The sequence below is a fragment of the Pseudomonas sp. B10 genome (genome assembly GCF_900156235.1).
GTDB lineage: Bacteria > Pseudomonadota > Gammaproteobacteria > Pseudomonadales > Pseudomonadaceae > Aquipseudomonas > Aquipseudomonas siliginis.
In genome coordinates, this window is the sequence record NZ_LT707063.1 from 2,746,278 (window position 1) to 2,768,515 (window position 22,238).

Sequence of the window (22,238 nt, forward strand, 5' to 3'; positions counted from 1 at the left end):
GCTCATGTTAAGGTCTGCACCTGATTCGTTTCCCCTGGAACTGTGCATGCCCCCAAGTCTTTCCCGTCGTTGGCCCGTGCGCCAATTGATCGCTGCCTCCAGCTTCATTCTGCTTGTCGCCTGCGCGGAAAAACCCACCGCCGCCGATGCACAACCGCTTCAAGCCGCCCCGGTGACCACGGCCCCAGCGATCATTCCGCCGGTAGTGCCGTCCGCTGATCCGCTCGATATTCAACCGACCCAGACCTTTGCCGAATGGCAGGCGGGCTTCCGCAAGGACGCTCTCGCCGCCGGGATTCGCCCCGAGCTGTTCGATCAGGCATTTGCCAACATCAGCTTCGACGCCAGCGTGATCCGTGCCGATCGCAGTCAGCCGGAGTTTTCCCGCCCGGTGTGGGAATACCTCGATGGTGCGCTGTCACCACTGCGCGTCCGCAGGGGCCAGGCGTTGATCAACCAGTACGCTGACATTCTGCAAAGCATCGAGCAGCGCTATGGCGTTGATCGCCAGGCGCTGGTGTCGGTGTGGGGCATGGAAAGCAATTTCGGCCAGTTCCAGGGCAGCAAGTCGGTGATCAATTCGCTGGCCACCCTCGCCTACGAGGGGCGTCGTCCGGGCTTTGCTCACGCGCAACTGATCGCCGCCCTGCAGATTCTGCAACAGGGCGATATCACCCCGGAGAAAATGCTTGGTTCCTGGGCCGGCGCGATGGGCCAGACCCAGTTCATTCCGACCACTTACAACACTCACGCCGTGGATTTTGACGGTGACGGTCGCCGCGACATCTGGGGCAGCCCGGCCGATGCGCTGGCCTCGACCGCGCATTACCTGCAAAGCTCGGGCTGGCAACGCGGCCAGCCGTGGGGTTTCGAAGTGCAATTGCCGAGCGGTTTCAACTACACGCTGGCCGATGGCGCGATTCGCAAAAGCGTCGCCGAATGGCGGCAACTGGGCGTGAACCTGCCCAATGGCGCGCAGGTGCCAGCCGGTTCCGAACAACTGTCCGCCGCCCTGCTGCTGCCGGCCGGTTATCGCGGCCCGGCGTTCCTGATCCTCGACAACTTCCGGGCGATTCTCAAGTACAACAATTCGTCGTCGTATGCGCTGGCGGTGAGCCTGTTGTCCGAGCGCTTTGAAGGCGCGGGCCTGATCAATGGCGACTGGCCGAAAGATGATCTGCCGCTGAGCCGCACCGAGCGCATCGAACTGCAGACGCTATTGAGCGCGCGTAATTATGACGCCGGCACGGCCGACGGAATTATCGGCGCCAACACGCGCAAGGCCATTCGCAGTGCCCAGCAGGCGCTGGGCTGGCCGGCGGATGGTTATCCGACGCACAAGTTGCTTGAGAGCCTGCGCGCCCAATAGAAAGACTGCCGTATGGCGGGTATCGCTTTCGCGAGCAGGCTCGCTCCCACAGTTGACCGTATTCCAATGTGGGAGCGAGCCTGCTCGCGAAAACTGACTGTCAGGCAATAACCGTTTCAGCCTTGATTACCACATCCTGCTCCAGCAGCAACTCCTGCTTCCCTGCATCCAGGCGCACCAGCGCGCCCAACGGCAGTGTCAGGTTCGGGTCGCAATGGCCACTGCGCCAACCCGACAACACCGGAATTCGCAACGGCTCAAAGGTTTGCTTGAGCAGGCGATTCAGCGCGTCGACATCCACCCCGGCGATATCACCGACCAGCACACCGCGCAGTCTGGCCAGCTTGCCGGCCAGACGCATCTGGGTCAGCAGCCGATCAATCCGATACAACGGCTCGTTGATGTCTTCGATAAACAGAATCAGCCCTTCGATATCAATCTCGTAGGGCGTGCCGAGGGTTGCAGCAATCATCGCCAGGTTGCCGCCAAGCAACCGCCCGTGAGCGATGCCCGGTTCGACGGTTGATAATGGATAAGCCGCCGGATGGCTCAGCACACTCCCTGACTTCATTTGCCCGCGCAGCATGGCGAAGAATGACGTGACGGTCGGCGGCTCCTTGTCGCCTAGCAGGTCGGCATTGAGCAGCGGGCCGTGAAAGGTCACAAACCCGGCGTAGCGACTGATGGCCAGGTGCAGCGCGGTAATATCGCTGTAGCCGACAAACGGCTTGGCATGCCGACTGAGCAGGTCGTAATCGATTCGGTCGAGCAGGCGCGGCGTGCCGTAGCCGCCGCGCAGGCAAATGATCGCGTCGACTTCAGGATCAGCGAATGCCGCGTGCAGATCGCGCAGGCGTACGTCGTCACTGCCAGCCAGATAGCCGTCCTTCTCATAGACACCCGGAAACACCTTCAGCCCATAGCCGCGCGCGCGCATCCATTGCAGCGCTTTTTCAGTGTCGAGGGCGCCGGGACCGGCAGGCGCGATGACGCCGATCGTCCCTTCGGAGGGCAGCGCCGGTACGGCTCGGTGGGCAATCAGGGTGTGGCTCGGTCGAACGGTCATCCTTGGGCTCCAGCGGTAAAGTCATGCGCACACAGTAGTCAGCTGTAGAGACAAACAAAAGCCCCTTGTCTCAGGCAAAAAAATGCCCGCCGAGGAACCGTCCTCGGCGGGCATTTTTACATCAGCAGTGAATCAGGAACCCAGCAGCTCGGCCTTGACCAGCTTCGCTTGCTCGTCGGCGTGGTACGAGGAACGTACCAGCGGCCCAGACGCAACGTTCTTGAAGCCCATCTTGTAACCTTCTTCGGCGAACCAGGCGAAGGTGTCCGGGTGCACGAAACGCTGCACCGGCAAGTGGCTACGCGACGGTTGCAGGTATTGACCGAGGGTCAGCATGTCGATGTCGTGTTCGCGCATGCGCTTCATGACTTCGATGACTTCCTCGTCGGTCTCGCCCAGACCCAGCATCAGGCCGGACTTGGTCGGGATATGCGGCATCATCTGCTTGAAGCGTTGCAGCAGGGTCAGCGACCACTGGTAATCCGAGCCCGGACGCGCAGCCTTGTACAGACGCGGCACGGTTTCCAGGTTGTGGTTGAACACATCCGGCGGCTCGGCAGCGGTGATTTCCAGGGCGATGTCCATGCGGCCACGGTAGTCCGGGACCAGGGTCTCGAGCTGAACGTTCGGCGACAGTTTGCGGATTTCGCGGATGCAGTCGGCGAAGTGCTGGGCACCGCCGTCACGCAGGTCATCGCGGTCAACCGACGTGATCACCACGTATTTTAGCTTGAGGTCGGCGATGGCGATGGCCAGGCTTTCCGGCTCGTTGACGTCCAATGGCTTCGGACGACCGTGGCCAACGTCGCAGAACGGGCAGCGACGGGTGCAGATGTCGCCCATGATCATGAAGGTTGCAGTGCCGCCGGAGAAGCATTCGCCGAGGTTCGGGCAGGACGCTTCTTCGCAGACACTGTGCAGCTTGTGCTTGCGCAGCAGGCTCTTGATGCGGTCGACTTCCGGCGAAACCGGGATGCGCACGCGGATCCAGTCGGGTTTCTTCGGCAGTTCGGTGGTCGGGATGATCTTGACCGGGATGCGTGCAACCTTCTCGGCGCCGCGCAGCTTGACGCCGGCTTCAACCTTGGGACGCGGGGCCGGGCGCTCGGTCACGTCGAGCGTCGGGATCATGGTTTGCACTGCATCAGTAGTCATATCAGTCGATTCCGCCCGTGAGGGTCGTCTGCTCAGCATAGTCGAGGTGTTTGACGAGCTGCGCGCGCAGCCGGGCACTTACCTCGGCAAATTCAATCGATCCTGCATGATCGCTCAGCTGGGTCATGGCCAGCCCGGCGTAGCCGCAGGGATTAATCCGTCGAAACGGTTCCAGGTTCATATCCACGTTCAGGGCCAGGCCATGAAAGGAACAACCGTGGCGAATGCGCAAACCCAGAGAAGCGATTTTCGCTCCATCGACGTATACGCCGGGAGCATCTGGCTTGGCGGCGGCGCTAACGCCGTAGCTGGCCAGCAGTTCGATCAGGCAGGCTTCCATGCGGCTGACCAGATCACGCACGCCGAAACCCAGCTTGCGCACATCCAGTAACAGATAAGCCACCAGTTGCCCGGGGCCATGATAAGTCACTTGGCCGCCACGATCGACCTGCACCACCGGAATATCTCCCGGCAGCAACAGGTGTTCGGCCTTGCCGGCCTGGCCCTGAGTGAACACCGGCGGGTGTTCGACGAGCCAGATTTCGTCGGCGGCAGCATTGCCGCGTTCGTTGGTAAAGCGCTGCATGGCATGCCAGACCGGCTCGTAAGCCATCTGGCCCAGCTCGCGAAAGCCCAGCGTGCCGTGCATCACAACACCATGTGCACGAAGCCGGTCGCCCGCAGTTCGCTGTTAATGTTGTACAGCTGATCCTGGTCGGTAGCGACGATGTGAAGCTGGATGGTGGTGTATTTGCCGGTGCTGCTCTGACGCTCGTCGATGCGCTCGTCATTGATGGTCGCATGTTTCTTGACGATCTCGATGATCTCGTCCTTGCGGCCGACGCCCGTATCACTAATTACTTTGATCGGATAATCAGTCTGGGGAAATTCGATCTTTGGCGCCTGTACTTCGGTATCGGTCATGGCGTAACGGCCTCTATAGCGCAAGCCGTGGTAACGCACATGGCCCCGCACCGGATCGGGGCGGGGCCATGCAGGTCAACACAAAATCAGTTGAACAAGCCGTAGAAGAATAGACGGATGCTATCCCACATGCGGCGGAAGATACCACCCTCCTCGACGCCATCCAGAGCGATCAGGTCGGCGCTGTGCACCACCTTGTCTTCCAGTTTGACTTCGACTTTACCGATCACGTCGCCCTTGGCAATTGGCGCAACCAGTTGCGGGTTCATGGTCATGCTGGCAGCGAGCTTCTTCAGCTGGCCTTTTGGCAGAGTCATGGTCAGGTCTTGCGCCAGACCGGCCTTGACCTGGCTGGTGGTGCCTTTCCATACCGGCGCCTGCGCCAGTTCGGTGCCCTTCTGGTAGAAGGTCTGGGTTTCGAAGAAGCGGAAACCATAGGTCAGCAACTTCTGGGTTTCAGCGGCGCGAGCCACTTCGCTGTTGGTGCCGAACACCACGGCGATCAGGCGCTGGCCGTCACGTACCGCCGAGGACACCATGCAGTAGCCGGCTTCATCGGTGTGGCCGGTTTTCAGACCGTCAACGGTCTTGTCGCGCCACAGCAGCAGGTTGCGGTTAGGCTGCTTGATGCCGTTCCAGAAGAACTCTTTCTGCGAGTAGATCGCATAGTGAGCCGGGTCTTCGTGGATGATCGCACGGGCCAGAATCGCCATGTCGTGCGCCGACGAGTAGTGCTCAGGGTTTGGCAGACCGGTCGGGTTCATGAAGTGGGTATTGGTCATGCCCAGTTCGGTGACGGTCTTGTTCATCAGGTCGGCGAAGGCGTCTTCGCTGCCGGCGATGTGCTCGGCCAGGGCGACACTGGCGTCGTTACCCGACTGGATGATGATGCCGTGCAGCAGGTCGCTGACAGTCACCTGCGAACCGACCTTGATGAACATCCGCGAACCGCCGGTGCGCCAAGCGTTTTCGCTGACGGTCACCGGGTCGTTTTCACCGATCTGGCCGCGACGGATTTCCAGGGTCGCGATATAGGCGGTCATCAGCTTGGTCAGGCTGGCCGGTGGCAGACGCTGGTCGCCGTTGTTTTCGACCAGCACGTTGCCGCTGCTGGCGTCCATCAGAACGTAGGCCTTGGCGGCCAGTTGTGGTGGCGACGGCATCATCTCGGCCGCGAAGGCGGCTGGCGAGAGGAGCAGCGGGACTAGCAGACACAGGCGTTTGGCAAAGGTGGTGATGTTCATCCGTCTCTCGAAATCGCTAATGGAAACTTGCCCGAAGGCAAAACTTATTCAGACAGCCTTCTAACGGGCCATCGCGTGTTCAGTTGCTCACTCCAGTCACCATTGCCGGGCTTTTGTTCTTCGACGAGCCAACAACCTGGTTCACCCCCCGAATACCGCAAGTGAACCGTCAATCAAGGTCTACGTGTTACTCGGTGACCACGCTGGGCGAACCCAGATTGGCCAGCCGCACACTGTTCTGCACCTGGGCGATCTCACCCGGCGAGCCGATCGGCCCCAGGCGTACCCGGTGCAGGGTCTGCTGATTGCGCACGATCGAGCTGATGAACACCGGCGCGCTCACCATCCCGCTGAGCTTCGACCTCAGCAGTTCGGCAGCGTCCGGGTTGGCGAACGCGCCCACCTGCAGATACTGGCCAGACGCTGGTGCAGAAGCGTTTTTTTTTGCATCGATCTGCACGGGCACCACGGCCGCGGCGTGTTGCTGCGGCGGCGGCGTCCATTGCTCGACGGTGCCGGCCGAGGCCGTAATCACTGGCGCGCTATTCTGCGCCACTTGCGGCTCGTTGAGCATCAGCGGCGCCGGACGGCCCTTGGCCGCCCACCACTGCTGCGGATCGATGCCTTCGACCTTGACCCGCGCGGTGCCGGTTTCGGCATAGCCGAGCTTCTTCGCCGCTGCGTAGGACAAGTCGATGATGCGATCGGAGTAGAACGGCCCACGGTCGTTGACGCGCAGGATCACGGTCTTGTTGTTGTCCAGGTTGGTCACCCGGACGTAACTTGGCAGCGGCAAGGTCTTGTGCGCGGCACTCATGCCGTACAGGTCATACACTTCGCCGTTGGCGGTGTTCTGGCCATGGAACTTGGTGCCGTACCAGGACGCTGTACCCGAAGCCACGTAGGTCTTGGATTCCTGCAACGGAAAGTAGGTCTTGCCCAGCACGGTGTACGGGTTGGCCTTGTACGGGCCGGTGTGCAGGGTCGGTGTCGCATCAGGGATGCGCGAAACATCGACATCCCACCACGGCGCGCCGTCTTTGTGCGCGCGGTTGATGTCCAGGCCCGGTTGGGCGCGGACAGCGGTGGACGGGGTTTTCTGCGTCGGCGTACGGCTGGTCGTGCAACTGGCGACCAGGACTGCCAACGCAGCGAAAGCCACCAGCTTCAGGGGTTTATTGTTAGGCAATGCCTGCATTACTTGACGCCCCGTGCTTGTACCAGCTGTTCAGACAGTTGATGTACGGCCATGGCGTACATCACGCTGCGGTTATAACGCGTGATCGCGTAGAAATTCTGCAGGCCCATCCAGTATTCAGGGCCGTTGTCGCCTTCGAGGCGAAATGCGGTAACCGGCATATCATCGCGCAGCGCATCATGACTTGACCAGCCCAGCGCCCGCAACTCTGCGACCGTCTTCACCGGCTCGATACCAGTAGTCAGGCCTTCATCAACCTGCTCGCCGCGTACATCGGCACGGCTGACCACCGGTTCGCCGGCGACCCAGCCGTGGCGCTTGAAATAACTGGCGACGCTGCCAATGGCATCGTCCGGATTGTTCCAGATATTGATGTGGCCATCACCGTCGAAATCCACCGCGTAGGCGCGAAAGCTGCTCGGCATGAACTGCGGCAGGCCCATGGCCCCGGCGTACGAGCCTTTCAGGGTCAGCGGGTCGACCTGCTCTTCACGGGCCAGCAGCAGGAACTCACGCAGTTCCTTGCGGAAAAATTCGGCACGGGGAGGATAGTCGAAGCCGAGGGTCGACAATGCGTCGATCACCCGGAAATTACCGGTATTACGTCCGAAAAAGGTCTCGACCCCGATGATCGACACGATCACTTGTGCCGGCACGCCGTATTCCTGCTCGGCACGGGCCAGGGTCGCCTCGTGCTGACGCCAGAAGTCGACACCACGGGCGATGCGCGCGTCGGTGATGAACATCGGACGATATTCGTTCCACTGCTTGACCCGTTCGGCGGGTCTGGAGATGGCGTCGAGAATCGACTGCTTGCGTTGCGCCTCGCGGAACACACCCATCAGTTGTTCACCGGCGAAACCGTAGTCGCGGGTCATTTCGCCGACGAATTCGGCCACCTGCGGCGAGCCTTCATAGTCGCCGGCCAGCGCTTCCTGCACGCTCCCCAGCAGGCCCACCAGGCCAACCAGCGGCGCGCATCGAGTCGCCCAGCCACGCATTACTTGCATTGCACTCTTCACCTTATTCAAACCTGTGCGATCCACTTGCGATGGGTATGGATCGACATCAAAACCCCAAACGCTGACAGCAGTGTCACCAGCGAAGTTCCTCCGTAGCTAATGAACGGCAACGGCACCCCCACGACCGGCAACAGGCCACTGACCATACCGATGTTGACGAAAACGTAAACAAAAAAAGTCATGGTCAACGCGCCGGCGAGCAATTTGCCGAACAGCGTTTGCGCCTGAGCGGTGATCACCAGCCCGCGACCGATCAACAACAGATAGATCAGCAGCAGCGCGCAAATCCCCACCAGACCGAACTCTTCGCCAAGCACGGCAATGATGAAGTCGGTGTGGCTTTCCGGGAGAAAGTCCAGGTGTGACTGGGTGCCGAGCAGCCAGCCTTTGCCGAATACGCCACCGGAACCGATCGCGGCTTTGGACTGGATGATGTTCCAGCCGGTGCCGAGCGGATCGCTTTCCGGGTCGAGAAAGGTCAGGACCCGTTGCTTCTGATAGTCGTGCATGACGAAGAACCACATCGCCACCGACACCGGCACCGCCGCCGCCAATACGCTGAGAATCCAGCGCCAGCGCAGGCCGCCCATGAACAGGACGAAGGCGCCACCCGCGAGAATCAGCAACGAGGTACCGAGATCCGGCTGGCGCACGATCAGAATGAACGGCACGCCAATCAGCATCAGGCTGATGCCGACGTGCTTGAGCTGCGGCGGCAAGGTGCGTTTGGACAGATACCAGGCGATGGTCGCCGGCATGAGGATTTTCATGAACTCCGAGGGCTGGAAGCGGATCACCCCGGGGATGTTGATCCAGCGCGTGGCGCCCATGGCGTTGTGGCCCATGATGTCGACGACGATCAGCAATATCACGCCGATCACGTAACCGAGCGGCACCCAGCGCGCCATGAAACGCGGTTCGAACTGGGCGATGACAATCATCGCCACCAGGCCGATGCCGAACGACGTGGCCTGCTTGCCGAGCAGGTCCCAGCTCTTGCCGCTGGCCGAATACAGCACGAACAGGCTGCCGGCGGCGAGTATCAGCAGCAGGATCAACAGCGGGCCATCGATATGCAGTCTTTGCAGCAACGTCGCGCGGCGACGCATCACATCCTCGCTGGAGAGCATGCGATCGAAGTTATTCATCACGGGCCGGGGCCTCCGCAGTGTTAGGGCTGGCGTACTCGGCTTTCAGGTGGCCGTCCTGGTCGAGCAACCAGGCGTCCATGACCTGGCGCACCACCGGCGCGGCAACGCCGGAGCCGGACTCACCGTTCTCGACCATCACCGACACGACGATTTTCGGATCATCGGCCGGGGCGAAGCCGACGAACAAGGCGTGGTCGCGGTGGCGTTCCTGGACCTTGGAGCGGTCGTATTTCTCGCCCTGCTTGATCGCCACCACCTGCGCAGTACCGGACTTGCCGGCGATGCGGTATTGCGCGCCGATCGCCGCTTTGCGCGCGGTACCACGGGCACCGTGCATCACCTGCTGCATGCCGTGGTTGACCTTGTTCCAGTCGGACGGGTCGCGCAGGACGATGTTCGGCATCGGGTTTTCATCCACCGGCTTCACCCCGTCGAGGGACTTGGCCAGGTGCGGACGGTTCCAGATGCCTTTGTTGGCCACCAGCGCCGTGGCCTGGGCCAGTTGCAGCGGCGTCGACTGCATGTAGCCTTGGCCGATCCCGAGAATCAGGGTTTCGCCGGGGAACCACGCCTGTTTACGCGTCGCCCGTTTCCATTCGCGAGACGGCATCAGGCCCGGGGATTCTTCGAACATGTCCAGCGAGACCTTCTGGCCGATGCCGAACTTGTTCATATAGGTCGACAGCCGATCGATGCCGAGCTTGTGCGCCAGGTCATAGAAGTAGGTGTCGTTGGAACGCATGATTGCCGTGTCGAGGTCGACGAAGCCGTCACCAGTGCGGTTCCAGTTGCGATACTTGTGGTCGTAGTTGGGCAGCATGTAATAGCCCGGGTCGAACACCCGGCTCGAAGCCGTGACTACGCCAGCGTCGAGACCGGCAATTGCCACCGCCGGTTTGATCGTCGAGCCCGGCGGATACAGACCGCGCAGCACGCGGTTGAACAGCGGCCGGTCGATGGAATCACGCAACTCGGCGTAGGCCTTGAAGCTGATCCCGGTGACGAACAGGTTAGGGTCGAAACTCGGCTGACTGACCATCGCCAGCACTTCGCCGGTTTTCGGATCGAGCGCCACCACCGCGCCACGTCGCCCGCCCAGCGCGGCCTCGGCGGCTTCCTGCAACTTGATATCGAGGCTCAGGACGATGTCCTTGCCGGGAATCGGATCGGTGCGCTTGAGCACGCGCAATACGCGGCCACGGGCGTTGGTCTCGACTTCCTCGTAACCGACCTGACCGTGCAATTCCGGCTCGTAGAAACGCTCGATGCCAGTCTTGCCGATATGGTGGGTGCCGCTGTAGTTGACCGGATCCAGCGACTTCAGCTCTTTCTCGTTGATCCGCCCCATGTAGCCCACCGAGTGCGCAAAGTGCGCGCCCTGCGGGTAATGCCGGACCAGTTGCGCGACCACTTCCACCCCGGGCAGGCGGAACTGATTCACCGCGATGCGGGCGATCTGCTCTTCGGTCAGCTCGAACAGGATCGGCACCGGCTCGAACGGCCGACGCCCCTGCCGCATGCGTTTCTCGAAGATCACCCGGTCCTCGGGCGTCAGCTCCAGCACCTCGACGATGACGTCGAGCACCTGTTGCCAGTCGCCGGAGCGCTCGCGGGTCATGCTCAGGCTGAAGCTCGGCCGGTTGTCGGCCACGACCACGCCGTTGCGGTCGAAAATCAGCCCGCGCGTCGGCGGAATCGGCTGCACGTGGACGCGGTTGTTTTCCGACAGGGTCGAGTGGTACTCGTACTGGATGACCTGCAGGTAATACAGACGCGCGATCAGCACACAGATTAGCGCCACGATTACGATCGCACCGAACACGACACGGCTGCGCACCAGACGGGCGTCCTTTTCGTGGTCTTTGATGCGGATCGGCTGAGACATGAGGGCAGGCTTACTTGTGGTAAGGGTGGCCGGACAACACGGTCCAGGCACGGTACAACTGTTCGCCGATCAGGATCCGCACCAGCGGGTGCGGCAAGGTCAGCGGCGACAACGACCAGCGCTGGTCAGCGCGGGCACAGACTTCCGGTGCCAGCCCTTCCGGGCCGCCGACCATGAAGTTGACCGTGCGCGAATCCAGGCGCCAGCGATCGAGTTCGACCGCCAGTTGCTCGGTGCTCCACGGCTTGCCGTGAACCTCCAGCGTGACGATCCGCTCGTTGTGCCCGACCTTGGCCAGCATGGCTTCGCCTTCCTGGCGGATGAAACGGGCCACGTCGGCATTCTTGCCACGGGTGTTGAGCGGAATTTCCACCAGTTCCAGCGCCAGCTCGGACGGAAGACGCTTGGCATATTCATGCCAGCCTTCTTCCACCCACTTGGGCATGCGTGAACCGACGGCGATCAGGCGCAGTCGCACAGCAATCCCTTAGAACTGGTCTTTGTTGAGCTTGGTGAAATGCTCGTGAGTGTTTTCCGGGCTGTGGTGCTTTGCATCGGCCGCACGGCTTTGCTCGGCACCGGCCCACAGGCGCTCCAGGTCGTAGAACTGACGCGCCGAGGCAGTCATCATATGCACGATCACCAGATCGAGGTCGAGCAGTACCCAGTCGCTGTCGCCCTTGCCTTCTTCGCCCAGCGGCTTGGCGCCCTGCTTCTTCACTTCCTCACGGACCTTGTCCAGCATCGCGTTGATCTGGCGATTGGAGGTACCGGTGGCGATGATCATGTAGTCAGTGATGCTCTGCTTGTCGCGCACATCGATGATCTGGATATCCTGGGCCTTGACGTCTTCCAGCGCAGCGACGGCAATCTTGACCAGTTCGTCGCCCTTGAGCGGCTCGTTGGTGTTGACGGCTTCCGGCAGTGGTGCGCTCTTGAACGTGCCTTTGCGCTTTACTTTCGGTAGATCTTTATCAGTCATATGTAACTCGTTTTGCTCATGTATTCGGCGGCTTGGGGATACGGTGATCCGTATCGGTGAAGCGCGCCTTGTTCAGTTCGACGCACGGTACAGACCGTGCGCATCGATGTAGGCCAGGACCGCGTCGGGCACCAGGAAACGTACCGACTTACCGCTGGCCAGCAGTTGACGGATCTGGGTGGCGGAAACCGCGAGCGGTGTCTGCCAGACGAATGCAATCTGTCCGCTCGGCCCTTTCAGGGCCAGCGGGTCGCTCACCGAACGCGCTGCCAGCAGGTTGCGCAAGGCATCCGGCGGTTCGCTGTCGGCGTCCGGGCGCTGTAGCACCAGGATGTGGCAATGCTGGAGCAACTCTTCCCAGCGGTGCCAAGTGGGCAGGCCGCAAAATGCGTCCCAGCCCAAAAGCAGAAAAACCTGGGTCTCGGCGGGCATCTCTGCGCGCAGCGACTCCAGGGTATCGATGGTCCAGGACGGTTTGTCCCGCTGCAATTCGCGGGCGTCCACCACCAGCGGCGGCAATCCGGCCACCGCGCACTCGACCATCGCCAGCCGGTCCTGCGCCGATACCTGCGGCGTCCCGCGATGTGGCGGGCGCGCGTTCGGCATCAGGCGCAACTCGTCCAGCGCCAGCGCTTCGACGACTTCCAGCGCGCCACGCAAATGGCCGATGTGCACCGGGTCGAACGTACCGCCCAGCACGCCAATGCGTTGCGGGCGCGACTCGCTGCCGGTGTGCGGCGCTGTCAGGTCGAGGTCGGTCAAGTCAGACCGTCGCCTGGCCGCGCAACTGGCCATCGCCGACCACGATGTACTTCTCGCAGGTCAGCCCCTCGAGCCCGACCGGGCCGCGGGCGTGCAGCTTATCAGTAGAAATGCCGATCTCGGCACCCAATCCGTATTCAAATCCATCGGCAAAGCAGGTCGGCGTGTTGATCATCACCGAGGCCGAGTCGACTTCCGCCACGAACCGGCGGGTGTCAGCGAGGTTTTCGCTGACAATCGAGTCGGTGTGATGGGAGCCGTAATGGTTGATGTGTTCGATCGCCTGCTCCAGACCGTCGACCACGCGGATCGACAGAATCGGCGCCAGGTACTCGGTGTGCCAGTCGTCTTCGCTGGCCGCGACCGCTTCGATGATCGCCCGGGTGCGCTCGCAACCGCGCAGTTCGACGCCTTTGTCGCGGAACTGCGCGGCCATCGACGGCAGAAAATCCCTGGCAACAGCCTGATCGACCAGCAGGGTTTCCATCGCGCCGCAGATGCCATAACGATAGGTCTTGGCGTTGAAGGCGATGCGCTGGGCTTTGGCCAGATCGGCGTGTTCGCTGACGTAAACGTGGCAGATGCCGTCCAGATGCTTGATCACCGGCACGCGGGCATCGCGGCTGATGCGTTCAATCAGGCCACGACCGCCACGGGGTACGATGACGTCGACGTATTCCGGCATGCTGATCAGCGCGCCGACGGCGGCACGGTCGGTGGTTTCGACCACTTGCACCACGGCGGCGGGCAGTTCGGCCTCGGCCAGACCGCGCTGGATGCACGCGGCAATCGCGCGATTGGAATGAATCGCCTCGGAGCCACCGCGCAGAATGGTCGCGTTACCCGATTTCAGGCACAGGCTGGCGGCATCGATGGTCACGTTCGGACGGGATTCGTAGATGATCCCGATCACGCCCAGCGGCACGCGCATCTTGCCGACCTGAATGCCCGACGGACGGAAGCTCATGTCGCGGATCGCGCCCACCGGATCCGCCAGTGCAGCAACCTGACGCAAGCCGACGATCATGCCGTCGATGCGTGCCGGGGTCAGTTCCAGACGCTCCAGCAGCGCCGGCTCAAGACCGCTGGCGCGACCGGCAGCCAAATCCAGCTCATTGGCTGCGGCCAGCTCGGCGCGCGCAGCGTCCAGAGCATTGGCGGCAGCCTGCAAGGCGCGGTTTTTCTGCGCGGTGCTGGCGCGACCGATGACCTTGGAGGCAGCGCGGGCGGCGCGACCCAATCGGGTCATGTAGTCAAGAACGGACTCAGTCATGGTCTGCTGGGGTCTTGGCAAAGAGGAAAGCGGCAGATTATAGCTGCCGCGTCCCGGGACTAACAGCGGTGACGGGCGGATGGTCGAAATGAGCGGCGTTTGCCCGTCGTTCAGACGTAATTAAGCTCAGCGTTGTTATCATCACGACCTCTTGAGCCTGGATCAACCTTGCCCATCATGACCAACGTGCCCCTTTGCCCCGAGTCCGCGCGCCTGCCCGTGGGCCTGCCGGACAGTTTTTTCGACCGCGACGCCCAGGTTCTGGCGCAGGCGCTGCTCGGCAAAGTCATCCGCCATCGCGTCGGCGATCTGTGGCTGAGTGCGCGAATCATCGAAACCGAAGCCTATTACTGCGCGGAAAAAGGCAGCCACGCCTCGCTCGGCTATACAGAAAAGCGTAAGGCTTTGTTTCTGGATGGCGGCCACATCTATATGTACTACGCACGCGGCGGTGATTCGCTGAACTTCAGTGCGCAGGGGCCGGGCAACGCGGTGCTGATCAAATCCGCCTATCCGTGGGTCGACGAAGTCAGCGGCCCGGCGAGCCTGGCGCAGATGCTGCTGAACAATCCCGATGCCCAGGGCCGACCGCGTCCGACACAGAAGCTCTGCGCCGGACAGACCCTGCTGTGCAAGGCGCTGGGTTTGAAAGTGCCGATGTGGGACGCCAAGCGTTTCGATCATGAACTGTTGCTGGTCGAGGACCCGGGACCGCCACCCGCGCAGATCATTCAAACCACTCGGCTGGGCATCCCGCTGGGCCGCGATGAACACTTGATGTATCGCTTCGTTGACGCTGCGTATGCGCAATGGTGCACACGGAACCCGCTGCGACGGGGTCAGGTCGAAGGCCGGGATTATTGCCTGCTTCCCGGCGCTGAAGCCGAATCCGCAAATAAATGATGTCCCCCTGTGGGAGCGAGCCTGCTCGCGAAGAGGTTGTGCCAGCCAACGCTTCTACCGCCTGACACAGCGCGTTCGCGAGCAGGCTCGCTCCCACGGATCAGCAGTGAAACGCGTAACAATTACTTAAAGAATGAATGGAGTTTTTCTGTATGGGCCCATGGCTCGATAGCATCACCGGATGGCTCGGCGCCAATCCGCAGTGGCTGGCCGCAGCGGTGTTCATCGTTGCGTGCGTGGAATGTCTGGCGATTGCCGGGCTGATCGTGCCGGGCACGGTGCTGTTGTTCGGCGTGGCGGTATTGGCCGGCAGTGGCGCGCTGTCATTGAGCGAAACACTGTTGCTGGGCTTTCTTGGCGGCATTCTTGGCGATCTGATGTCGTATTTCCTCGGACGCCATTTTCACCAGAACATCCGCCGCCTTCCCGGGCTGCGCCATCACCCGGAATGGATGGCCGGCGCCGAGTCGTACTTCCAGCGCTATGGCATCGCCAGCTTGCTGGTCGGGCGTTTCATCGGCCCGCTACGACCCATGCTGCCGATGGTCGCCGGGATGTGCGACATGCCCTTCCCGCGTTTCTTCGCCGTCAGTCTGCTGGCCGCTGCTGGCTGGAGCCTGGCTTATCTGCTGCCGGGCTGGGCCACCGGCGCGGCGTTCCGTCTGCCATTGCCTGAAGGGTTCTGGCTGGAGGCCGGGATTGTCGCCGCCAGCATCGCGGTGATGGTCGGCCTGAGCGTCAACAGCAGCGTGCGCCGCCATCGTCGCGCGACGATCTGGATTGGCAGCATGAGCCTGCTGATCCTGATCGGTCTGTTCATCGGCTATCCATACCTCACCGCGCTCGACAACGGCGTGATGACCCTGGTGCAGGAGCACCGCCAGCCAGCGCTGGACGAAATCGCCGTGACGCTGACCCTGATCGGCGAATTCCGCAACATGCTGCTGTTCAGTGCCCTGCTCGTCATTCTGCTGGTGCTGTGCAAGCAGTGGCGCCAGGCAATGTTCGCGGGCGCCACCATGTTGGTCACCGCAATGGCCAATACCGGAACCAAGTATTTTTTCGCCCGGGTGCGCCCGGAAGTGCTCAGCGATCCATTGACCACCTACAGCATGCCCAGCGGCCACGCTTCTGGCGCGTTCGCTCTGTTCCTGACGCTGGGCGTGCTGGCCGGGCGCGGTCAGCCGCCGCGCATGCGCCTGACCTGGCTGCTGATTGCCTGCATCCCGGCACTCTCTATCGCCCTGTCGCGGGTCTATCTCGGCGCGCACTGGCCAACCGACATATTGGCCGGGGCGATGCTCGCCAGTTGCGTGTGTGCTGCGATGCTGTGGTTGAGCCAACGGCAGGCGTCCCTTAATGCGATGCCGTTCAAGATCTGGTGGCTGATCCTGCCATCGATGGTTGCTCTGTTCGGCTTCTTCGTACTGCGCCACTTGCCACATACATTGTTGCGTTACGCCTACTAAACCAGACAACTTACAAGCCAGATGTTTTATACGTCGCTCTTTCGGAATATTCCGACAAGAGCGGCGTTGATAACCTACGCAAACTTCCCCTCCTGCGGTTAACTTTCCTGGTTATAAAACCGACATTTCCGCATTCCCAACCAACGCGAAACTAGCGTTATATAGTCCAGCCGGAACACGGTCGCGAAGTATTTCGCGCTATGAAAAAACCGTGAGTTCAATCCGCCCGGCTTGAGCACTTGCCAACAATCAATATTTATCCGGACCCGGCATTGAAGTTCTGCCGAGGCATTTATCAATTCATTTTTTGTCGAGTTATTCATGAGTCCAAAGATACCCCGCAAGACGCCTGTTACAACGCCGCATCAAACTGATCCGCACGCACCGACACCACATCGCCCCTTGATCGATGCCAGCGCCGTTGAAATATCGAGAAGGACCGGTAGCCACGATCAGACGCTGCCCCCAACAACTTCCGGCAGCCCCCTCGCCGATGCAAACCCGAGACTTCCGGCGATCGAAATCTTCCAGTTACCGGCACATGGCGCTTATCGTTCGGAACATTCCACTTCAATAAACGATTACTGGTTGTCGGAAGCTTTTCTGCGTGGGATGAAGCCCGCTGACCCCGATGGATTTCGCTGGGTCGTTGGCAGAAAGTTCGTCGACGTCGAATATCAGGGCGTTTTGCAAACCACTCACGTCGGGGTGGATGAAACCGGCACATGGCGCAGCAAGTTGCTGACCGAGCGCGTGCCCTCCGGACCGCTTTTGTATAAAAACGCAGACAGCCCCACCTGGCGCCTGACCGAACATCCAACGCCGAAGCGAGCGCGGCTCGCCCCCGTGACAACGCCCATCAATCGAAGCCGTTACAGTCCATCGGGGCGTTCGCCGGATGCTCAGGGTTACTACGAAATGCATCCGCTTTTTGCAGCGCGCACAGACACCCCCCTGTTCGCCTTCAGGGATTCATTTGGCAATTTCATTCCGGTAGATCCTCCGTCGGAGGGATTCGCGGCGTCGCCGACCCACCTCAAACAGTGGACCGATCATGAGATCTGGCAGCTATATGGCTTGCAGGGCCAGGACATCGCGCGCTTTCGTGTCGAAGCCCAGGCCAGCGGCATGCCGCCACAGTGGGCACATCCCACAACCACCGGAAATCCGCTGACCGATCTGCTGCGCGACTCACTGCGCTGGCTGCATCCGCAGATGAGCCGTGCAGAGCGCGAAGCCTTTCTGCAATCGTTCAATCTGCTGCCCAGGCAATTGACCCGCTTGCAGCAGGAAATGCGCGGCCATCTGGCGATTCCAGCATGGGTACTGGCGCACAAGCGCCTGTTGGATGACGTTACCCACCCGCGACGCTTCGAGCAATTGGCCAAGGATGCGGTCGAGCAGCTCAACCTCAAGCGCAATGCCCGCCACGACTGGTACGACGCAGAACAAGGCCTGACCCCCGAGGTCCGCGAGGCGCTGTTGAAACAGCTCGGTTACCTGCGCAACAAACACAATTGCCTGTATCGCACGGACATCCCGGCACTGTTTCGCGGTGACGAGCGCACGCCGTTCGAGCTGGCGAATGACGGCACCATGCTGCCCCGCTACCACCACGAACCCGGCGCCACCACGCACAAGCCGATCAGCGCGACGTTCAGTCTCGAGCAGGGCCAGATGTATGCCAGCGCCCCCGATCCCGCATATCTGCGCTTCAACAGCCAGACCCACAAATATCCGGGGCGCGACGCGGGTGGCAGCAGCTCAGACAGCGGCGCAAGCGACGCCGATCATTCAAGCAGTTCCTCATCCGACTGGTCTGATCCTGAGAGTCCCGTCGCCTGGGATCACGAGCGGGGTTATCGGTCCTCGCGCACGCGGCAGACAGAAATGTTCATGTACGCCCTCGACACGCGCAATCTGGAAGTCGTCCCGCACGAAGAGAACATGGCGTTCAATTCCGCTGCGCGTGAGAACCCGCCGACCTGGTTTCCCTCCGACGATTTCGAGGGGCTGATTTCGGTCACCCGCAGCGGAGTTCCAGCCGAGCGTATCTGGTTACTGAACACAGACCTGAGCAAAGGCGCCAGGGTCGCAGACATCAAAGAACAGGCCGGCGCGGACGCTGAGCGCATTGAGGCGGCGACCCATGCCGGGCACGCCAACAAATTCCAATACGACCGACTGATCGACAAAGTGGAAGCGGCAGGACTGCCAATCCTCAAGCTGTCGGGCAATAAAAACGAGTTTGCATACGACATCGCCTGGCCCTGAACCGGGCACGCCATACAACGCCGGACAGGAGACCGGCACCCTCATGCACACCATTAAAGGATTAATACGTGTCGAAACTCATCGTCCCTGCGACCCATATCGCCCACGTTCGCGCACTTGAAGTTACCCCCATCGACGTCTCGGCGAATCCCCATGCGCCGCCCACCCATATGCGCAATCAGACGCAGGCGCCTGACATTGATCCGTCGCTTCGCAAGACCCTCAAAGCCCTGGACAAGCACCTTGGCCCGCTACGCATCGGTGAGATCATGATCAGTCGGGTCGAATTGCAGGCACTGGGGGCGACCATTGACGGTCAACCGGTCAGTGCGGCGAACGCCCACATGAAGAGCGTGGATCAGGCATTTCTCGACGGACTCAATTTTCAATCGGCGCAGGTGCAGTCGCGCTTGCAGGCCGTGGATTTCCCCGCCAATGACATAGCGGCAATGCTGTTCTACGAAATTGCCTGCAAGCGCTCGATTGATGCCGGCCCACTGTTCATCAGTGATACACCACTGGTTTCCGGCAGCGCCATGGATCGTCTCAACAAGCTGGGCAAGGCTGCGCAAAAGCTGGAAATCCACCGTGCGGACGCGTTTGAAAACACACCGGGCTGGATCAACAAGAGCAAAAGCTATCTGATGAGCGGCGCAGGCGTCGGCATGCAAGCCTTCGGCATCTACAGCAGCTACATGGCGCTGACCGATGCGATCAAGAAAGGCGAGGCACTGGAAATGCTGTACTACGGCGGATCCATCGCTGCAGAACTCGGCTCGCTGATCATCGAGCAGGGCCTGACCAGAACAGGCCAGGCGATGCTCACTCAGGGCAGCAACGTACTGAAGGGTTTTGCGCTGACCTCAATCGGCAAATACATGAGCCGTGGTGCGGGACTGTTCGCCAGCGCGATTACCTTGCCGTTCGACATCGTTGACGCGATCAAATCCTTCAACGCCGCCGCCGCGACATCGGGCAAACAAGCTCAGGATCATTATTTCAGCGGTGCCCTGAGTGTAGCGGGCGCAGGCATCAGCCTCGTGCTGGGCGCCGCCGCGCTGGCCGGCTTCGGCAGCGTTGCCGGCCCGCTCGGCCTTGCGGCCGCTGCGCTGCTCATCGGCGGATCGATGATTTATCAGGCCGCAAGGGTCGTCGACGATATCGACGACTACATCGAACTGACGACACTCGAGCGTCTGCGCTCGGGATGGTTCGCCTTCACCGGCAAGGAACTGGACACCGAGGTGATGGATCGCTTCAAACTGTCCAGGCTTTACAGTGACTATGGAAAACAGCTCGAACTGTCGGCGCAAGACATGCTGGCCGGTGCTTACAAGGACTCCATCGCACAGGTCGTCAATGGCGCGTTTCGCGCTGAACTACGCCCTGTCGAACTGTGGCGTTACCAGTGGGACGAAAGCGCCGGGCAGTTGCCGTTCAGACTCGACAGCCAGGCGGTGATCGTCGGCGGCGACGATGCAGTCGACGCAAGCCTCGGATTACCCGACAACCTCAAGGGCATGGTCAGTGGCAGCCCAGGCGAAGGCAAAGGCAAAGGCGTGTTCTGGCGTCTGGGTGATGGCAACGACCGCGTGGTTGGCGTCAAGGCGCGGCCCAACCTCTTCACCTACCGCGACGGCCATAAGGCACTGACGGGCGGCGACACAAATGATGCGTTCTATCAGGAAGTCTCTGATCAGGAACTGGATCGATCGAGCACACCGCCGCACATCAATGTGCTGGATGGCGGCTCGGGCAACGACCTGGTGGCGTTCGAAGGCGTCCGCCCGATTACCGACACGCGTTACATCGGTCACGACGTCAACCTGCAGACCGGCAAGGTCTCACTTCGCGGCCCGGACTCTGCCAGCGACACCCTAGAAGTCGCCCATCTGACCTCCATTGAAAACGTTGCGACCTTGCGCAAAGGCACGAGCACTATCACGGGCAATGACCAGCCCAACCAGATTTCCGCCAACGGTTACGACCGCATCAGCGCCGGCGACGGCAACGACACGATCGCAATCTCTGGTACCGAGTGCACGGTGGAGGGCGGCGGCGGCGAAGATCGCTATTACATCGCCGACACCAATGCACGTACAACGATCATCGAGTGTGGCGACCATTCGAGCCTGATCGAATTCGGCTGGTCGATGGCGGTCATTCAACGCTGGCAAATCATCGGCACCTCACTGGTGGTCAATTCTTTGCGCGGCAGGGACGGCAGCGACCCCGACCATGTGCTGACCCTCGAAAACGTTTACCAGACAGTCAACGGTCAGCGCCAATTGAACAATGCTCGGTGGGTGTTCCGCACTCTCGATGGCTATGAACTGCGCGCGCAACTGCCCACTCGACCTGGTGAAGCATTGAGTCAGGACATCGAGGTTGCCGTCACTGTCAGCGGACGGCCAGCACCCGCCCCGGCAATCGTCAACGGTGGCACCGTGGCGCTGGACGGTCAGGGCGTGCAGCGCCACTTCGTCGCACGTACCGAGCACAGGGTCGAATTCGTCGCCACAGGCAACGCTACCGGCGCCCGTACCATTTACCTGGATTACCAGGACAGCGAGATTGTCGACGTGGTGGTCAGCTATGGCGTGGAAGTGCGCCGAGGTGTTTCGGGCAATACGCACCTGACCTACAACTACATCAGCCTGTCGATTCTGCTGCCCTCCAGAGTGCTGGCCTTCAAAGGCGTGATCCAGACGATTGCCGCCGCGACGGGCTACAGCGGCCAAAACAGCCTGAAGGTCACGACACCGCTTCTGGCCCGGGACATCGTGCTGGTCATGCAGAATGACGTTTCATACCGCGTGCAGGTGCCCGCGTTCGATTACCGGGACGACGCCAGAAATCCCGGCATCCGTGTGCTCAGCTCGCGGAGCTGGTTGAAGCGGCGCAACGGAAAATATCCATTCATCCGTCCGCTGGTCAGCGAGAGACCATCACTGGGCGCCCAGAACAGCAAAGTGGTCATCGAATCGCGGCCGCACACCGGGATTTATCTGCTCGAAGGCAAAAGCGCGACCTACGACGTTTATCTCGCCAGCAACAGCATCCTGCGTCTGGCCACACCGGGCGCTGCGGCAAAAACGGCCAATGCATCGAGATGGAATCTGTTCACCCGTGCCCTGACAGAAACCGTCACGCGCGCCGACATTCAGCTCCAGGGCAACCGCCTGCGCATTGCCAGCGTCACGGTGGAGTTGCCGGACATCTTGGATGACACCCCGGTGGAGTCCATCTGTGTGGTGACGTCAGCCGGCAACATTTATGAAGTCTCGCTGCTGTTTGAGGTGTTGCAGCTGTATGTGATCGATGCTCGTGGCTACGCCAGTGTCGAGGCATTGCTGGCAGATATCGACAAGCACAAACAACGCCACGAACTGGCCGCACGGGTCTACGTCACCCACATCGGTTACAAACCCGACACAGCGGGCACGCTGGTTTACAACTCGGTGAGCAATCAATGGAGCCTGCTGAATGATCTGCAAGAGCGCGTCGACCGCGAAGGTCTGTTCATCCCGGTCAACATGAGCTGACGGTGCGCTGCCGGTT

18 protein-coding genes are annotated in these 22,238 nt (G+C 61.1%); 5 read left to right on the forward strand and 13 right to left on the reverse strand.

What is annotated here, in order from left to right; all coding sequences use genetic code 11:
• Positions 1-46: 46 nt before the first annotated feature.
• Positions 47-1,369: a lytic murein transglycosylase gene (locus tag BXA01_RS12400; RefSeq protein ID WP_076564271.1), complete on the forward strand. Its 1,323-nt coding sequence runs from the start codon at positions 47-49 to the stop codon at positions 1,367-1,369.
• Positions 1,370-1,469: 100 nt separating this feature from the next.
• Here the strand turns inward: BXA01_RS12400 and BXA01_RS12405 are convergent, their stop codons facing one another.
• From BXA01_RS12405 to BXA01_RS12465, 13 genes are all read right to left on the reverse strand, one after another.
• Positions 1,470-2,435 (reverse strand): S66 peptidase family protein, encoded by a 966-nt coding sequence (locus BXA01_RS12405; RefSeq protein ID WP_076564272.1) that lies wholly within the window; start codon positions 2,433-2,435, stop codon positions 1,470-1,472.
• 132 nt (positions 2,436-2,567) lie between these two features.
• Positions 2,568-3,566, reverse strand: a complete 999-nt coding sequence (lipA, locus tag BXA01_RS12410) for a lipoyl synthase (RefSeq protein WP_160768663.1) — start codon at positions 3,564-3,566, stop codon at positions 2,568-2,570.
• Between the two features lie 25 nt (positions 3,567-3,591).
• On the reverse strand, positions 3,592-4,239 hold the full coding sequence (lipB, locus tag BXA01_RS12415) for a lipoyl(octanoyl) transferase LipB (protein WP_076564273.1): 648 nt from the start codon (positions 4,237-4,239) through the stop codon (positions 3,592-3,594).
• Positions 4,239-4,514, reverse strand: a complete 276-nt coding sequence (locus BXA01_RS12420) for a DUF493 domain-containing protein (protein ID WP_076564274.1) — start codon at positions 4,512-4,514, stop codon at positions 4,239-4,241. The genes lipB and BXA01_RS12420 overlap by 1 nt, the downstream gene beginning before the upstream one ends.
• Before the next feature lie 86 nt (positions 4,515-4,600).
• Positions 4,601-5,758: a D-alanyl-D-alanine carboxypeptidase family protein gene (locus BXA01_RS12425; protein ID WP_016773028.1), complete on the reverse strand. Its 1,158-nt coding sequence runs from the start codon at positions 5,756-5,758 to the stop codon at positions 4,601-4,603.
• A gap of 187 nt (positions 5,759-5,945) precedes the next feature.
• Positions 5,946-6,956 (reverse strand): septal ring lytic transglycosylase RlpA family protein, encoded by a 1,011-nt coding sequence (locus BXA01_RS12430; RefSeq protein ID WP_016773027.1) that lies wholly within the window; start codon positions 6,954-6,956, stop codon positions 5,946-5,948.
• Positions 6,956-7,966: a lytic murein transglycosylase B gene (gene mltB, locus BXA01_RS12435; protein WP_041477722.1), complete on the reverse strand. Its 1,011-nt coding sequence runs from the start codon at positions 7,964-7,966 to the stop codon at positions 6,956-6,958. Before mltB ends, BXA01_RS12430 begins: the two co-directional genes overlap by 1 nt.
• Before the next feature lie 17 nt (positions 7,967-7,983).
• Positions 7,984-9,087 carry a rod shape-determining protein RodA gene (gene rodA / locus BXA01_RS12440; protein WP_050977864.1) on the reverse strand — a complete coding sequence of 368 codons (1,104 nt, stop codon included), beginning with the start codon at positions 9,085-9,087 and terminating at the stop codon, positions 7,984-7,986.
• 31 nt (positions 9,088-9,118) lie between these two features.
• A complete protein-coding gene (gene mrdA / locus BXA01_RS12445; RefSeq protein WP_076564275.1) occupies positions 9,119-11,014 on the reverse strand; it encodes a penicillin-binding protein 2 in 1,896 nt (631 codons plus the stop codon).
• Positions 11,015-11,024: 10 nt separating this feature from the next.
• Positions 11,025-11,492, reverse strand: coding sequence for a 23S rRNA (pseudouridine(1915)-N(3))-methyltransferase RlmH (gene rlmH / locus BXA01_RS12450; RefSeq protein WP_011063671.1), 468 nt, complete (start codon positions 11,490-11,492; stop codon positions 11,025-11,027).
• Between the two features lie 9 nt (positions 11,493-11,501).
• Positions 11,502-11,996, reverse strand: a complete 495-nt coding sequence (gene rsfS / locus BXA01_RS12455) for a ribosome silencing factor (protein ID WP_016773024.1) — start codon at positions 11,994-11,996, stop codon at positions 11,502-11,504.
• A gap of 72 nt (positions 11,997-12,068) precedes the next feature.
• Positions 12,069-12,791, reverse strand: coding sequence for a nicotinate-nucleotide adenylyltransferase (nadD, locus tag BXA01_RS12460; protein WP_024014451.1), 723 nt, complete (start codon positions 12,789-12,791; stop codon positions 12,069-12,071).
• On the reverse strand, positions 12,760-14,031 hold the full coding sequence (locus tag BXA01_RS12465) for a glutamate-5-semialdehyde dehydrogenase (RefSeq protein WP_076564276.1): 1,272 nt from the start codon (positions 14,029-14,031) through the stop codon (positions 12,760-12,762). The genes nadD and BXA01_RS12465 overlap by 32 nt, the downstream gene beginning before the upstream one ends.
• A gap of 177 nt (positions 14,032-14,208) precedes the next feature.
• Between BXA01_RS12465 and BXA01_RS12470 the strand changes: the two genes are divergently transcribed.
• From BXA01_RS12470 to BXA01_RS12485, 4 genes are all read left to right on the forward strand, one after another.
• A complete protein-coding gene (locus tag BXA01_RS12470) occupies positions 14,209-14,934 on the forward strand; it encodes a DNA-3-methyladenine glycosylase (protein ID WP_076564277.1) in 726 nt (241 codons plus the stop codon).
• A 152-nt stretch (positions 14,935-15,086) separates the two neighbouring features.
• A complete protein-coding gene (locus BXA01_RS12475) occupies positions 15,087-16,403 on the forward strand; it encodes a bifunctional DedA family/phosphatase PAP2 family protein (RefSeq protein WP_076564278.1) in 1,317 nt (438 codons plus the stop codon).
• A gap of 321 nt (positions 16,404-16,724) precedes the next feature.
• Positions 16,725-18,677, forward strand: a complete 1,953-nt coding sequence (locus tag BXA01_RS12480; protein WP_076564279.1) for a hypothetical protein — start codon at positions 16,725-16,727, stop codon at positions 18,675-18,677.
• A 68-nt stretch (positions 18,678-18,745) separates the two neighbouring features.
• Positions 18,746-22,222, forward strand: a complete 3,477-nt coding sequence (locus BXA01_RS12485; RefSeq protein ID WP_231991034.1) for a calcium-binding protein — start codon at positions 18,746-18,748, stop codon at positions 22,220-22,222.
• The last annotated feature ends 16 nt before the right edge of the window (positions 22,223-22,238 follow it).